Source organism: Stenotrophomonas sp. NPDC077421 (genome assembly GCF_049545505.1).
GTDB lineage: Bacteria > Pseudomonadota > Gammaproteobacteria > Xanthomonadales > Xanthomonadaceae > Stenotrophomonas > Stenotrophomonas nematodicola.
Window position 1 is genome coordinate 51,900 of sequence record NZ_JBMWDP010000012.1, and the last position, 13,944, is coordinate 65,843.

At 68.5% G+C, this 13,944-nt stretch carries 11 protein-coding genes; 6 read left to right on the forward strand and 5 right to left on the reverse strand.

Annotation, left to right across the window (positions count from 1 at the left end; all coding sequences use genetic code 11):
- The first annotated feature begins 4 nt into the window (after nucleotides 1-4).
- Nucleotides 5-541, forward strand: coding sequence for a hypothetical protein (locus tag ACPEH1_RS08660; RefSeq protein WP_423715638.1), 537 nt, complete (start codon nucleotides 5-7; stop codon nucleotides 539-541).
- Here ACPEH1_RS08660 and pip read toward each other — a convergent pair.
- Both pip and ACPEH1_RS08670 read right to left on the reverse strand, forming a co-directional pair.
- Complete coding sequence (gene pip / locus ACPEH1_RS08665) at nucleotides 525-1,496, reverse strand: prolyl aminopeptidase (RefSeq protein WP_313273643.1); 972 nt, start codon at nucleotides 1,494-1,496, stop codon at nucleotides 525-527. The two genes, ACPEH1_RS08660 and pip, sit on opposite strands and share 17 nt — an antisense overlap.
- Nucleotides 1,497-1,750: 254 nt before the next feature.
- Nucleotides 1,751-2,362, reverse strand: a complete 612-nt coding sequence (locus tag ACPEH1_RS08670) for a TetR/AcrR family transcriptional regulator (RefSeq protein WP_136004809.1) — start codon at nucleotides 2,360-2,362, stop codon at nucleotides 1,751-1,753.
- Nucleotides 2,363-2,495: 133 nt separating this feature from the next.
- On the opposite strand from ACPEH1_RS08670, the gene ACPEH1_RS08675 reads away from it, so the two are divergent.
- The 5 genes from ACPEH1_RS08675 to ACPEH1_RS08695 all read left to right on the forward strand — a co-directional run bounded on the left by ACPEH1_RS08675 (nucleotide 2,496) and on the right by ACPEH1_RS08695 (nucleotide 11,058).
- On the forward strand, nucleotides 2,496-3,701 hold the full coding sequence (locus ACPEH1_RS08675; RefSeq protein WP_423715639.1) for an MFS transporter: 1,206 nt from the start codon (nucleotides 2,496-2,498) through the stop codon (nucleotides 3,699-3,701).
- 37 nt (nucleotides 3,702-3,738) lie between these two features.
- Nucleotides 3,739-4,935, forward strand: a complete 1,197-nt coding sequence (locus ACPEH1_RS08680; RefSeq protein ID WP_423715640.1) for an MFS transporter — start codon at nucleotides 3,739-3,741, stop codon at nucleotides 4,933-4,935.
- Nucleotides 4,936-5,117: 182 nt separating this feature from the next.
- Complete coding sequence (locus ACPEH1_RS08685; protein WP_423715641.1) at nucleotides 5,118-6,437, forward strand: hypothetical protein; 1,320 nt, start codon at nucleotides 5,118-5,120, stop codon at nucleotides 6,435-6,437.
- 62 nt (nucleotides 6,438-6,499) lie between these two features.
- Entirely contained in the window at nucleotides 6,500-8,419 is a 1,920-nt protein-coding gene (locus tag ACPEH1_RS08690) for a hypothetical protein (protein ID WP_423715642.1), read from the forward strand.
- Entirely contained in the window at nucleotides 8,416-11,058 is a 2,643-nt protein-coding gene (locus ACPEH1_RS08695; protein ID WP_423715643.1) for a helicase-related protein, read from the forward strand. Before ACPEH1_RS08690 ends, ACPEH1_RS08695 begins: the two co-directional genes overlap by 4 nt.
- An 18-nt stretch (nucleotides 11,059-11,076) precedes the next feature.
- Here ACPEH1_RS08695 and ACPEH1_RS08700 read toward each other — a convergent pair whose 3' ends face one another.
- Genes ACPEH1_RS08700 through ACPEH1_RS08710 form a run of 3 tightly spaced genes read right to left on the reverse strand, consistent with a single transcriptional unit; the run spans nucleotide 11,077 to nucleotide 13,829 of the window.
- Nucleotides 11,077-11,325, reverse strand: coding sequence for a hypothetical protein (locus tag ACPEH1_RS08700; protein ID WP_017356252.1), 249 nt, complete (start codon nucleotides 11,323-11,325; stop codon nucleotides 11,077-11,079).
- The gene (locus ACPEH1_RS08705) at nucleotides 11,322-12,668 is read right to left on the reverse strand and encodes a TFIIB-type zinc ribbon-containing protein (RefSeq protein WP_423715644.1); all 1,347 of its coding nucleotides are present in this window, start codon (nucleotides 12,666-12,668) and stop codon (nucleotides 11,322-11,324) included. The genes ACPEH1_RS08700 and ACPEH1_RS08705 overlap by 4 nt, the downstream gene beginning before the upstream one ends.
- Before the next feature lie 21 nt (nucleotides 12,669-12,689).
- On the reverse strand, nucleotides 12,690-13,829 hold the full coding sequence (locus ACPEH1_RS08710; RefSeq protein WP_136004799.1) for an SPFH domain-containing protein: 1,140 nt from the start codon (nucleotides 13,827-13,829) through the stop codon (nucleotides 12,690-12,692).
- Between the last annotated feature and the right edge of the window lie 115 nt (nucleotides 13,830-13,944).

Consider the following 13,944-nt stretch of genomic DNA (forward strand, 5'->3'; position numbering starts at 1 on the left):
GGTCATGGACAGTCGTCATCTGTTTCCGATTCATCTCCGCCGGGGATGGCTGACCGGGGCCGTTGCCGCCGCGATGAGCTTCGGCGCCGGGGCCGCACCCCCGGCGTCGGTCGAAACCATCGCCGACGGGCTGCTGCGCGACAACGCGTTGCCCGACATCCCGACACTGGAAGCGGCCTACGGCGCCTTCGCCGCCACCGATCCGGCGTGGCAACGCACCTTCCGCAGTGCGGCCTTCGGCTCGGCCGACGGCTACCGGGTTGCATTCGTCGAGTACCAGATGCACCCGAGTACGGCCGGTGCCACACGGCTGATCGTGCTGCAGATGGCGCCCGGGAGCTGCTATCCGGTGCAGCGCCTGGAGGCTGCGCATGGCCCCCTCACGTCACTGACCTTCATGCCGGCGGGTGGCAAGCGGCCGCCCAAGGGCTGGAAACCGGCAACCTCGCTGCAGAAGGACGTCGGCGACTACACGGTGTTCATCGAGGGCAGCAGGGACGAGCCCGACTGCCTCGACACCCTCATCAAACGCCAGCGCTGACCCGGCCGTCGAGGCGATCGGCAAACGCATCGGTCGCCCGCACCAGCGCATCGGCGGTGGCCGGCTCGGTAGCGCTGTGGCCGGACAGCACCATCTCCAGGCGCGCCTCGGGCCACGCACAGGCCAGGTCCCAGGCGCTGCGTGGCGGGCAGATCACATCGTAACGTCCCTGTACGATCACGCCCGGCAGGTGCCGGATGCGGTCGATGTCGCGCAGCAGCTGGCCGTGCGCGAGGAAGGCGTTGTTGCGGAAGTAGTGCGCCTCGATGCGCGCCTTGGCCAGCGTGTGCAGCGGGTCGTCGGTGGATACGGCATCGACGTCGTGCACCAGCGTGGCCGCGTTGTCTTCCCAGCCCAGCCACGCCTGTGCGGCGGCGATGCGGGTAGCCATGTCATCGGCATCCAGGCGTTGCCAGTAGGCCTCGATCAGATGGCCGCGCTCGGCTTGCGGAATATGCGCTTCGTAGCGCGCCCAGCGTTCCGGGAACAGCCAGCGTGCGCCGCCGTCGGCTTCATTGAACCAGCGGTTCTCCTCTCTGCGCCCGAGGTAAACACCGCGCACGATGAGGCCGGTGACCCGCTCTGGATGCGCCTGCGCGTAGGCGAGCGCCAGCGTTGACCCCCACGAACCGCCGAACACCAGCCAGCGGTCGATCCCCAGCAGGGTGCGGATACGCTCGATGTCGGCGACCAGGTGCGGTGTGGTGTTGTCCTGCAGCGCACCGAACGGCGTGGAGCGTCCGCTGCCGCGCTGGTCCAGCAGCACGATGCGATAGCGCGCAGGATCGAAGAAACGCCGATGCGTCGGCGACGCGCCCGCGCCCGGGCCGCCATGCAGGAACACCACGGGAATGCCCTCGGGATCGCCGCACTCTTCAACGAACAGGGTATGCAGGTCGTCCACTGCAACCTGGTGCGTGCGGTACGGGGTGATCTCCGGGTAGAGCGTGCGCATGGGCGTGTCTCGTCTAAGCAGACTGCGAGCATACGCCTTGGCCCTTCATCCATACAGCGAAGCAGGCGACGCCAACACAATTTCGCCAGGTCTCGCCCGCATCTTGAAATCGACCTGCAACGAGTGCGGTTGGTATGCGTGCAATACAGACTGGAGCGAAAATCTGTCGCACCGATAGGATGGTTTCCCTTCTTTCGATGCCGCAATCCAGCTACGTTCAAATGCAGGCTCAGGGGTTGAACCCGTGCGCTGTTCTATGCGGGCTGTGCAGTACCCGCGTGTGTATCGGCGCGCAGCCCACGCAGCAGCAGGTCGAGCGCAGTGCCGGCCTGCAGCAGCCGCGCCGCCGGCGCTTCGCCGTCCGCGATCCAGAACGCGGCCTCTTCCAGACTGCCGTAGATCAGTGCGGCCAGCGCCTGCGGGTCAGCGTGTGCAACCACGCCGTCGCGCATCAGCCTGTCCAGGAGCCCTTCCATCGAGGCGATGCAGTGGTGCTGTGCATCCGGTGACGCGCCCCCGAGCACCGCGCGGGCATCACGCAGGACGATGCGTTGGATCTCGGGTTCCAGTGCCATCTCCAGGTAGGCGCGGCAGCGTGACCGGAACCCGTCCCACGGATCGGCTGCGGAATCACTGATCGCCTGGAGACGTGCGTCCATCTCCGCGTCCAATTGCGCCACCACAGCGGCGAGCAGGCCTGTCTTGTCGCCGAAGTGGTGGTAAAGCGCGCCGCGGGTCAGTCCCGCGTGGGCAGTCAGGTCATCCATCGAGGTCTCGGCGTAGCCGCGCTCGCTGAAGGCCGCGCGGGCGGAAGCCAGCAGGGCGGCACGGGTCTGTTCCATCTCGATGCGGGTACGACGGGCCATCACGGTTCCTCGGGTGGCAGCGGCAGGGCATTTACATACGTCGCGTATGTATCTATGCTTTTATACATACGCAATGTATGTATTGTCTGCCGCGGTCTCCTGGGAGGCAAGCGGCCTGATCTCGGAGACGGACATGTCCACCTCTTACCGGGCGCTGTTCAGCGCCCGCGGCACCCGCGCATTCGCCCTGGCGGGGCTGCTGGCGCGGCTGCCGCTCCCCATGACCGGCATCGGCATCATCACGCTGCTGTCCCGGACGCACGGCAGTTATGCGCTCGCCGGCGCCGTCTCCGCCACCTTCGTGCTGGCCTACGCGCTGCTGTCCCCGCCTATCTCCGCGCGGGTGGATCGGTATGGCCAGGCACGGGTGCTGCCTGCGGCGACCGCGTTGAGTGCACTCGGCATGCTGGCGCTGGTTGCGAGCACCCACTGGCACGCGCCGGACTGGAGTCTGTTCGTCTGGGCCGCGCTGGCGGGCACCATGCCGAGCATGTCGGCGATGGTGCGGGCGCGCTGGACGGCGATGTTCCGTGGGCAGCCGCACCTGCAGACCGCGTACTCGCTGGAAACCGTACTGGATGAAGTGACCTTCATTGGCGGTCCGCCCGTGTCGGTAGGGCTGTCGGTGGTGGCGTTTCCCCAGGCAGGGCTGCTGCTGGCGGCGCTGCTGCTGATACTGGGCGTGTTCGCCCTGGTGGTGCAGCGGTCTACCGAGCCTCCGGCGTCATCGGATGCAGGTTCCCACGGCAACGGCAGTGTGCTGCGTTCCTCCCGCGTGCGGCTGCTTACCGGCCTGATGGTGGCGATGGGCGTCATCGTCGGCACGGTGGACATCGCCAGCGTGGCCCTCGCTGCGCACCTGGGCAGGCCGGCAGCGGCCAGCCTGGCGCTGTCGGCCTACGCGGCCGGTTCGTGTGCGGCCGGCCTGCTGTTCGGGGCGGTTGCGTGGCGCATCCCGCTGCACCGTCTGCTGCTGTTCGGCGGCATCGCAACTGCGGCCACCACCTCGCCGCTGCTGCTGGCGGGGAGCATCCCGGCGTTGTCTGCCGCTCTCCTGCTGGCTGGTGCGTTCTTCGCGCCGACCATGATCGTGGCGATGTCGCTGGTCGAGCGCCTCGTCCCGGCGGCGCGCCTGACCGAAGGCATGACCTGGCTGCTGGCAGGGCTGAACATCGGTGTGGCGATGGGCGCGGCGATCGCCGGGCAGGTGGTGGACGGGCAGGGCGCGCGGGCGGGATTCGCGGTGGCGCTCGCCGGCGGTGCGGCCGTGTTGCTGCTGGCCGGTATCGCGCATCACCGCCTGCGCGCCAGTTCAGTCAACACCGACGCGGCTGCATGACACCGCCCTTCGTTCCTCCCACGTACGGACCCTCCGCATGAACCATGCTTCCTCCCTCAACGCGCCGGCCGTGCGCCATCCGTGGGCTGCGGTCATCGCCGTCGGCCTGGCCACGTTCTCCGTGGTCACCACCGAGATGCTGCCGGTCGGCCTGCTCACGCCGATCGCCACTGCCCTCGACAGCAGCCCCGGCACCGCTGCGCTGATGATCTCGGTGCCGGCGCTGCTGGCGGCCGTGCTCGCGCCGGTGGTGGTGCTCGGCGCGGGGCGCGTGGATCGGCGCCACATCCTGTGCGCGTTGCTTGGCTTGCTGGCGCTGGCCAACGTGGCGTGCGCGCTGGCGCCCGACATGGCCTGGATGCTCGCGGCACGTGCATTGGTCGGGTTCTGCATGGGCGGCATCTGGGCCATCGCCGGCGGACTGGCGGCGCGCCTGGTACCGGCTGCGTCCATCGGGCTGGCGACCGCGCTCATCTTCGGTGGGGTGGCGGCGGCATCGGTACTCGGGGTTCCGCTGGGCGCGCTGATCGGCGGGATGGCGGGGTGGCGCTGGGCCTTCGGCGGCATGGCCATCGTGAGTGCGCTGGTGCTGGCCCTGCATATGATCGTCCTGCCTGCATTGCCGGTCAGCCACTCCACCTCGCTGCGTCACGTTGCCGCGCAGTTGCGCAACCGCCGCCTGCAGATCGGCCTGCTGCTGACGTTGCTGCTGGTGGGAGGACACTTCGCTGCCTTCACCTTCGTGCGCCCGCTGCTGGTGAGCCGGTCCGGCGTCGCGGCCGAATGGGTCGGTGCGCTGCTGTTCGGCTATGGTCTGGCGGGCATTGCCGGCAACTTCCTGGCCGGCACGGTCGCAGCGCGGCACACCACGCGCACCATCATTGCGATCGCACTCGGTCTGCTGCTCACGCCTGTGCTGTTTCTGACCCTTGGCGGCACGCCGGCCGGCGGTGGCGCGGCCTTGATCGCCTGGGGTCTGGCGTATGGCGGCGTATCGGTGGGGCTGATGACCTGGATGATGCGCGCGGCCCCGCACGCGATGGAGATTGCGGCGGCGTTCTATGTGTCTGTCTTCAACGTCGGCATTGCACTCGGCGCCTGGACGGGCGGGCAGCTCGTGGACCGCCACGGCATCACCGCGGTGCTGTGGGCCGTGGGGACATGCGCTGCACTGGCGGTTGTGGTGGCGCTTGCCTGTCGCCTGACGGAGACACGCGCACGCGTCGTATCGTGACGCACGCAATGCGCTGCGACGCAGTCTGTCGCACCGCGCGACCACGCGCCTCCCGCGGCCCAGGATCCGGCGTCCCAGCGCGTTTAGTTTGTGTGACGTAATGCTCATAATGCTGGGATGCGCCTGTGACGCTGCGTTACGTACTGGAACGGACGCCGGCAGGCCATTGCCAAGGAGCGCGCGTGACGGAACGTCTGTGGGGATTGTTGGGACCGGAGAAGCTGGCAACGACGCGTCGTACGCGCACGCTGGACCTGGGCAGGGTGGTGCGGCGGTTCAACGAACGCGCTGTTCCCGGTACCGGTGGTCTGTGGTTTGGCCGGCAGGCCTACCTGACCGCGCTCAGCGTGGTGGTGGCCGAACGCGTGACCGTCCGTGGCCAGCGCTGCAGCAACATCGAAATGGCCAATGCCATCGAGGCCGTCGCCTGCATGATCGGCTATGCGTCCAACGGACGGGCGGCGGACCCGCGCCTGCGCGGCCGCAACAAGCTGCCGGCCGGTGGGGCGCCCTCCTTCGCCGTCGCGCGGCAACGCGGCTTCCATGTCGCCCAGCCCATGCGCATGTCCACTGCACAGGCGCTGCCCTCGCTGGGCCTGGCGCATGCGGCGGGATCGCGCTTCAACGCGTTCAGCAGCAGCGATGCCGCCGTGGCCTTCATCGACGCCTGCGCCGATGGCGCGAAGGTGGGCAGGAACAATAGTGTGGTCGAGCACCTGGAGTACTGGGCCGACGGGAGTGGGCTGAGTCTGGGCAGCGGGGGGCTGCGGGCTGCGCTCGATCCCACCCGGCCGCTGCCGGTCAGCGCCTGCAAGCTGCTGCAGCGTGCGTTGGAGGAGGGCGGCAGCCTGGACCCCGCCGACCGCGCCCGCCGCCAGAACGCCTGGCGCTGGGTGGCGCGCCTGCAGCAGTCGGCGTCCGCCGCCGACCGCATCGACCATCACGCCGGGCCGGCCGAGCTCGACGCCGATCACTGGCATGACGTGCGCGCGGGTGCATACCTGTTCCGCGTGCGCGACGCCGCCAATGCCGTCCTCGACTGTGTCGAAGGCATCCTGGCAACACGCCAGGGCAAGGCGCGTCTGCCGTTGGATGGCCCGTTGCATAAGGACGTCGCCGTGCACCTCGCCCAGCTTGCCGGCCATGCCCGCGCCTTCCTGGCACTCGGCCACGGCGATGATGAGGCGAACCGCTTCAGCCGCGAATGCGAGGCCGGAGACGCGGACGCGCTGCGGGCCCTGCTGCGCCGCGACGACCACGTGCTGCGCCTGCTCGATGACGGCGCGCAGCCGGGCCCGGCCTACACGGGCCACCCGCCGGCGCTGTCGCAGGACAACGGCGACCCGCAGGAAGAGACCGGCCTGGGTGCATACGTGACCTCACTCCCCGACGGTTGTTCGTACCGCCTGCGCAATCTGTATCTGCTGCATATGGACGTGCACGGCCTGCTGGGCCCGAAGATCGATGCCAGCCGCGTCGCCGGTGCAGGAGCGTCGGCATGAGCCGCGCGCCTGGACTGCAGCTGCCCTCGCTGCTCGATCACTTCACCGCGCCCGAAGGCTTTGTGGGTGAGTTCGGCTGGATCTGTGGCTTCTCGGCCGATGCCGGTTTCATCAATCAGGCCGCAGAACGCTTCACCACGTACGCTGCCGCGCAGCGCGCTGCCGCCGGACAGATCCGCCTCGCACTGATGCTGGACCCCAGCCAGCCAGTGCTGCTTCCCACCGTGGTCCCCGGTGTCGCGCATCTGCCGCTGCAGGACCTGTCGCGCAAGCCGTTCCGCCTGCTGCACGCCAAGGTGGCCCTGCTGGGGTTCCGGGATGCTGCGACGGCAGACCGACATCATCTGCGGCTGGTCGTCTCCACCGGCAACTGGACGCGGCAGACTCTCGAGGAAAGCCTGGACCTGGCATGGCGCGTCGATCTGGAGGTGGCGCCCGACGTCGCGGACGACGCGGTCAGTCGTGCGGACATGATGGCCGCGCAGGGCTTGTTCGCGTGGCTGCTGGACCTGCACGACACCCGACTTCTGGAAGCGGAGACGCCGCTGTCGGGCCGGGACGCTGCCGATCATGTCGATCAGTGGATTGCCCGCTGCAACCGCGCTCCCCGGGCGCGGCCGCGGTTGTTGGACACGCGCAGCCGATCGCTGCTCGACCAGATCATCGCCGGGCTCAAGCGCGAAGGCGGTGTGGCACGCAGCCACCTGTGCATGGGCTCGGGCTTCTATGAAGCAGCGACCGTGCGCAAGGGCGGCACTGGGACGCCCGTGCTGCCGCACAAGATCGTCAAACGCCTGAAGGCAAGCCAGGCGCTGTCCCCGCGCGCGCGCGTCGATCTGTATGTGAATCCGCAGGCCTGCCAGGCCATCGCCGGGGCGGTGGATCACCTGCGGCTGGATGCGGATCACCCCATCCATGTCAGGGCGGCGGCAGCGCCTGCAGCGGTGTTTGGTGCAGGACATGAGCGTACGCTGCATGCCAAGTTCCTCTTCTCGTCCAACCGCAGCACGACCACCGGCGCGTGCAACAGCGCCTGGCTCTATCTGGGCTCGGGCAACCTGACCACCGCCGGCCTGCTCAATGCGGCCTCGCAGGCGGGAGGCAATCTCGAAGCCGGCATCCTGGAGTTCCCCGAAGGCCTGTCCTGGAAAAAGAGCGCCGACCCGTCGCGGTGGATCGAAAATCTGCTGCCGATCGGCGGAAACACCCTGGACGATCTGCCTTCACTCCAGCCCGGCGATCCGTGGGCGCCACCCCCGCCGCAGCATGTGGCCGCGCCCATCGCCTACCTGGTCTGGACGGCCGACGGCCGGCTGACCCGTCCCGACCCGACGGCAGGAGACGTGGAGGTACTCGACGAAGCAGGTACTCCCTGCGCGATCACGGCGGACGGCTACACCTGGTCCGGTCCTGCGCCGCGCCTGGTGCGCGTGCGCTGGGTGGCGGGCGCGGAAGCCCGGCTGGCCTGGGTGCCGGTGATCGACGCGTACGGGCGCGTGGCCGCCACGCCGCTACCGGCCATCGATCTCGATCACGCCTGGACGCAGCTTGCCGCGTTCCCGGGCCTGCCCGACGAGGAGGAGGGCGAAGGGGAGGGGGATCCGGGGATTTTCCCGGACGACCGACACACGGGTCCGAAGCGGCGCACGCCGCGAAACCTGACGCCGGGCACGGCGATCCGCCAGATGATGATGCTCATTGAACAGATTGCCGCGCAGCAGACCGCTGTCGACGCCGTGGACTGGACAGCCTGGTGCAACCGGCTCGAGCAGTCCCTGTTCCAGGCGCGGCAGTGTCCTGCCGTGACCTGCTTCGTGCAGATGCAGCTCAACCCGCTCAGCCCGCTGCGCGCGCCTGCGTTCCGCCCGGACTTCGCCGAAGACGCCGGCACCGCGGCTGGGCGGCACTACGAGCAGACCCTGCGCCGGATCGAGCTGGCGTGGGAAACACACGACTACGCGCCCCTGGAGGGCAGGCAATGAGCACCCGGTTCCGTGGATGGCAGGACGTGGACACGCACGCGCACGACGTCGTCCGCGACAAGCGGATCGAACTCAACCCCGGCCAGGCCGCGAGCCTGTTGCAGTTGACCACGCGCCTGAAAGAGCACGGTGCGATCCTGGCCGACGAAGTCGGCATGGGCAAGACGCGCATTGCCGTGGCGTTGGCCCATTGCGTCGTACAGGCCGGCGGGCGCGTGGCGATCGTGGCGCCGCCGGGCCTGGATGACCAGTGGCGACGCGAACTCCAGCGTGGCGGTCTTCCGGCGCGACCGCTGCTGCGCAGCGTCTACCAGTACCTGCAGGCATGGGAGCACCCGCATGCGCCGGCCCCCTGGTTCGACGAGCCGGTCGTCCTGCTCTCGCACTACTTCGCCCGCTGGCGGCTCGGCGGCGCATCGCACGCCTGGCGCTGGGCGCTGCTGCCGGAGTTGATCGCCTGCTGGCGCAAGCACGAGACGGGCGCTGCACCGTGGGGCTACAAGGACCACCCGCTGCTGACCGACCCGTGGGTCAACCACGCCGCCGCGTCCATCGTGGAGCGCCTCGCCGCCCCGGGGCATCGGGCGGAACGAGCCGCCCTGCGCAGACTGGCGGACATCCACGACCCGTGGGTACACGCCCTTGCACCGGACGGCTACGGCAACGACACGCCGCTGCGCCAGTCCCTGCAGCGCGCCACCGGTCTTGGGCTGGGCAGCGTCGATCTGATCATCATCGATGAGGCGCACAAGAGCCGCAGCGACAGCAGTCTGCTCAACCAGCTGTTGAACGACGTACTGCTTGCGCCGGGGGGCAGCAGCCGGCGCCTGGCCATGAGCGCCACGCCGGTCGAGCTGGACGCCTCGCAATGGACGCAGACGCTGCAGCGCATCGGCCTTCCCGACGAGGACGCAAAACGCATCCAGAAGGCCATCGATGGCTACGTCGCTGCGGTGGCCAACGTACGCCGCTTCCCGTTCAAGGAAGGCATGGTCGAGGCCTTCACCACGGCATCGCAGACCTACCAGACCGCGCTGGCACCCTACGTCCTGCGCCGCGACAAACGCGAAGATGCCGCCGTACAGTCGTTCAGGCAACACGCCGGAGGCGACATCAGCGCCTATCGCCGCATCGAAGACATCCGTGTCACCCTCGACACCCTGCCCAGCGAATGGAAGCGGGCGGTATGCGCCGCCGAAGCCCTTTCGCTCGCCAGCCGGCAACGCGAGGACGCCCACGCCAAGCGGCAGCGCCTGACCATTGGGAACGGGCATGGCATCGCCGAGATGATCGATCGGGCCGTCGATCCGGCTGAATGCGCTGCCGCTGCGGACGCGGTGGAAGACGACACGTCTGCATCGCCCGCCCACACCAAGCGCATCGCGCGCACCGCGTGGTGGACCACCGCGCTGCGCAACGCGGTGCGCCCGCCGCGCGATGCCGGCGGTGCGTTGTACCAGCACCCGGCGATCCTCGCGGCGGCGCAGGCCATCGAAGCCATCTGCGACCAGGGCGAGAAGGTGCTGGTGTTCGCACGCTACCGGGCGCCGATGGACGCGCTGGCACACCTGCTCAATGCGCGCCGCCTGCTGCGTGCGCTCGACGCCGGCCTGCCGTGGCCGCAACAACGCATTCACCAGGACGAATGGCCGGCGGTCCAGGCGGTCCACGCGACCCTCCATCCAGACCGGCCGCTCGACCGCACGGCGCTCGACGCGCAGCTGGCGGCCAACTACCAGCAGCTGGAGAACAGCCGCCAGCGTTTCCGCACCGCATTGGTGGCCACGATCGGGGAGGGCATGCATCTGCTCGACGCACCGCTGCGCAGGCGTTTCATGCCCACGTTCCAAGCGTTCCAGCAGGCGCAGCACGCCCAGCACGTGGACACCGACGGGGCCTCAGTCAGTGTGCTCGCCGCCGTTGCGCGCGCGCTTGCCGACCACCTCGGCGAACAGCTCGATGCCGTGCCGCCCGAGGAAGTGGCACGGGCATTCATCGAACTGGTGCAGGCTGCCACGAACCTGGACCCCGGCAGCGATGACGAAGACGAACGCGCCGACAAGGCCGACGACGAAGGGGGGGGTGCCGACACATGGTCAGTCACCGCGCAGCGCGTCACGGAAGACTACGCGCACAATCGCGGCGGCTTCGCCCGGCTGATGCACGGTGGTACCGGAGCGGGCACCCGGCGGCTGCTGCAGTTGGCGTTCAACCGCGAACATGCATTCCCGCGCGTGCTGATTGCCCAGTCGATGGTGGGCCGCGAAGGGCTGAACCTGCACCTGGCGTGCCGGACCGTGGTGCTGCTGCACTCGGAATGGAACCCGGCCGTGGTGGAACAGCAGATCGGCCGCGTGGACCGGCTGGGCAGCCTGTGGGAGCGCAAGCTCGCCGACGCGATCCGTGACAATGTTGCGCCCGGCCAGCTGCCGCGGATCGAGATCCGGCCCGTAGTGTTCGAGGGGACCTACGACGAAACACACTGGGCCGTGCTGACCCGGCGCTGGGACAACCTGCGGGCGCAGCTGCACGGCGACATCCTGCCGCCGTGCGCGGCCGGGGACGAGGAAGGCATTGCACTGCGCAGACGCATCGCCGAGGCCGCGCCACAGTTCTCGCCGTCGAAGGCGGCGCGGTGAGCGACGCGGGAGACCGGCTCAGGTCTCCCGTTTCACCCGCGCCCGGTAGGCCCCGACGTTGTTGCCGGGGATCTGCCGTTCCTGCGTCCCCGTCACGGTATCCACCAGCCGGTCCGAGCCGGTCACCGGCTTGGCCTCGACCGTGGTTTCGCGCTCGAACGCGTGTGACTTGTCGGTATTGCGGTAGTACCGGTACAAGGCCCAGTACAGCGCCGTGGCGCCGGCGGGGCCGGCGGCCAGCAACCAGAGACCACTGTCATCGCTCATGAGGAGGCCACCAGGAAGAAGAGGACGAGGGCTTCGATGATCGTGCCGGTGGTGAGCGCTGCCAGCAGCAGCTTCCACTGCTGGACCGGCACGCTGCCCATCGTCTCACCGGTACGGCCATTCACCGCGATGTAGTGCAGCATGCCGCCGTTGCGGCCGGGCTGGTGGTACGAGTACAGCCACACCGGCAGATACATGGACACCCAGCGCGACCCGTGCACGTCCAGCCGCTCCTGTTCCCAGCGCACGCCACGGTCGTAGCGACGCACCGATCCTTCGACCTGCGCGCGGGCGATCGACAGCAGCTGATCTTCCAGGCGCGGACGCAGCTGCTCCACATCGACGTTGCGTTTTTCCGAGGTGAAGCCGTTCAGATACGAGGCGTTCCACTTGAGCGCGTTCTTGGTGTCGAACGGCAGGATCGTGTTGATGATGTTGTTGGTATTGGCGCGGGTATCGAGGTTGCCGCGCTCGGTGGACGACTCCAGCGGCAGATCGTCCACGGTGAAGTCCACGTGCCGCTCGACCTGGTACACATCGGCGTCGTAGTAGGTCTGCTTGTTCTTCTCGGTGCCGCGGGTGTACTCGCGGGTCTTGATTTCGCCCTTGCCGGCCACGCTGGCGCTGACATTGCTGTCCACGATCATGTAGGGCAGGTACACGCCCACCACGTTCTCCGGCGTGAACTGCTCCTTGAACGCCTTCAGCGCGAACAGGCGGCGCTTGTCCACGAACTGGCGGATGCGCGCCACCGCGTCGTCCTTGGTGATGTGGAACGGGAGCACCGCATCCGGCACCGCACCGTTGGCCACCTGCTCATTGACGCCGAACACATGGCGGCACCAGTGGCAGCGTGCCGTCATCGTGCTCTCGGTATTGATCGTCACCTCGGCACCGCAGCCGGTGCACTTGAAGCTCATCAGGCTGGCGGCATCGGCCGCGATGTCGCGCGCGCCCGAGGCGATGATCGTGCCGCGAAGCTGGTCCAGGCCCTCGCCGAGCCCGAACGCATCCTCCACTGTGGTGCCATGCCACTCGTTGCGGCAGAACTGGCAGACCAGGATATCGGTACCGAGCTTGGGCCGGATGTCGGTCGAGCCGCACTTCGGGCAGCGGTTGAGGCCGTCCTTCAGCTCGGCGGCCGAGGTATCGATGGCCACCGGATCGGGCGCCTGGATTTCTTCGCGGATCGGATCGGGCAGCGTGGCAGGATCGACCGGGAAGCTGCCGGGCAACGGCGGAACGTCCCGGGGCGAACCGGGACCGGTCACCGGTGCCTCCGGCGAGGGCGGCAACGGAGGAGGGGCTGCCGGCAGCGGCGGCGGAGTGCGGGAGTCGGACATGGTCGCAGCGTATCCCCGGCCTTACAGGCCCAGCGCCTTGGCCTTGAGTGCGTCGTAGTCGTCCTGGGTGATCAGGCCCAGATCGAGCATCTCCTTGGCCTTCTTCAGCTTGGCGACCGGATCATCGGCGGCCGGTGCGACCGGCTGCTGCATCCCGCCGACACCGAACATCCCCGATGCCATGCCCACGCCGACCAGGCCCGCCGCACCGCCGTTCTCGCCGGCGGACTGGATGCCCTGGGCAACGCTGGCCTGCAGGTTCGAGTTGCCGCGGGCGCCGGCCAATGCGTCGGCGCGCTGCACGGTCTTGAGCAGCTCGCGGGTGTTGGCGTCGTACTCGATCGACACGATGGCCGTCTTGACGATGGCCAGGCCGCGATCAGACTTCCACTGGTAACCCTGTTCGACCGCATCGGACAGGCTCCTGGCGAAGCCCAGCGAATCCTGCTGCAGCTTGGTGATGCGGTTGCCCTTGGCCGGATCGTTCGTGTACAGGCTGAACGCCGGTGCAAGCGAGCCCACCACCTCGTTGAAGAGCTGGCTGGCCGCGGCATTGTCCAGGTCGGTGAAGTCGAACACCTGGCCCGGCTGCAGGTAGCTGGCCGGGACGAAGTTCTTCACGAACAGGATCGGATCGACGATTTTCAGCGTGTACGAGCCGCGCGTGATCGCGCCAACCTGGGTGCCCAGGAAGCCGTCGTCCCAGTAGATCTCGGATTGCGTGCCGAAGCGGTTGTCGGGCAGTTCCTTCAGCGACACGAAGAAGGCCGCCTGCTGGGCACCCGGCTGGCCGCCGAACTTGAAACGCTCCCAGCTCTGCTTGATCAGCGGGCCGACCAGGCCGTCGCCGGCGAAGATCGACTGCGAGTTGGTGTCGTCCGAACGCCATTCATAGCCGCCGGGCTCGGCGACGAAACCGGTGATCGCGCCATCCTGGAACAGCAGCAGGCCGTAGCCTTCAGGCACGACGATCTTCGAGCCGTTGGTGATGATGTTCGACGATGCGCTGGTGTTCGACCCGCGCCCGGCATTGGTGCCGCGCGGGACGGCGGCGAACAGCGCGGCCGTCGACGGCAGGCCGGCCGGCACGGTGAAAAAGTCTTTCCACTGGTCGGCCAACACGCCGCCCACTGCACCCTTCACTGCCTGTACAAGACCCATGTTGCGCTCCCTGTGATCGACGGACGGGCACCGCGCCCGTCATTGAATCGCACTATATCAGCAGGTGAGGGCGGTCCATCGATGCCCGCGTGGCCCGGAAGTTGCCGGCCGGCAA

What these genes read in the sequence shown, in the direction of transcription:
- ACPEH1_RS08660 (WP_423715638.1), top strand. Translation starts at nt 5, where the DNA reads ATGGACAGTCGTCATCTGTTTCCGATTCATCTCCGCCGGGGATGGCTG.
- pip (WP_313273643.1), bottom strand. Translation starts at nt 1,496, where the DNA reads ATGCGCACGCTCTACCCGGAGATCACCCCGTACCGCACGCACCAGGTT.
- ACPEH1_RS08670 (WP_136004809.1), bottom strand. Translation starts at nt 2,362, where the DNA reads ATGGCCCGTCGTACCCGCATCGAGATGGAACAGACCCGTGCCGCCCTG.
- ACPEH1_RS08675 (WP_423715639.1), top strand. Translation starts at nt 2,496, where the DNA reads ATGTCCACCTCTTACCGGGCGCTGTTCAGCGCCCGCGGCACCCGCGCA.
- ACPEH1_RS08680 (WP_423715640.1), top strand. Translation starts at nt 3,739, where the DNA reads ATGAACCATGCTTCCTCCCTCAACGCGCCGGCCGTGCGCCATCCGTGG.
- ACPEH1_RS08695 (WP_423715643.1), top strand. Translation starts at nt 8,416, where the DNA reads ATGAGCACCCGGTTCCGTGGATGGCAGGACGTGGACACGCACGCGCAC.
- ACPEH1_RS08700 (WP_017356252.1), bottom strand. Translation starts at nt 11,325, where the DNA reads ATGAGCGATGACAGTGGTCTCTGGTTGCTGGCCGCCGGCCCCGCCGGC.
- ACPEH1_RS08705 (WP_423715644.1), bottom strand. Translation starts at nt 12,668, where the DNA reads ATGTCCGACTCCCGCACTCCGCCGCCGCTGCCGGCAGCCCCTCCTCCG.
- ACPEH1_RS08710 (WP_136004799.1), bottom strand. Translation starts at nt 13,829, where the DNA reads ATGGGTCTTGTACAGGCAGTGAAGGGTGCAGTGGGCGGCGTGTTGGCC.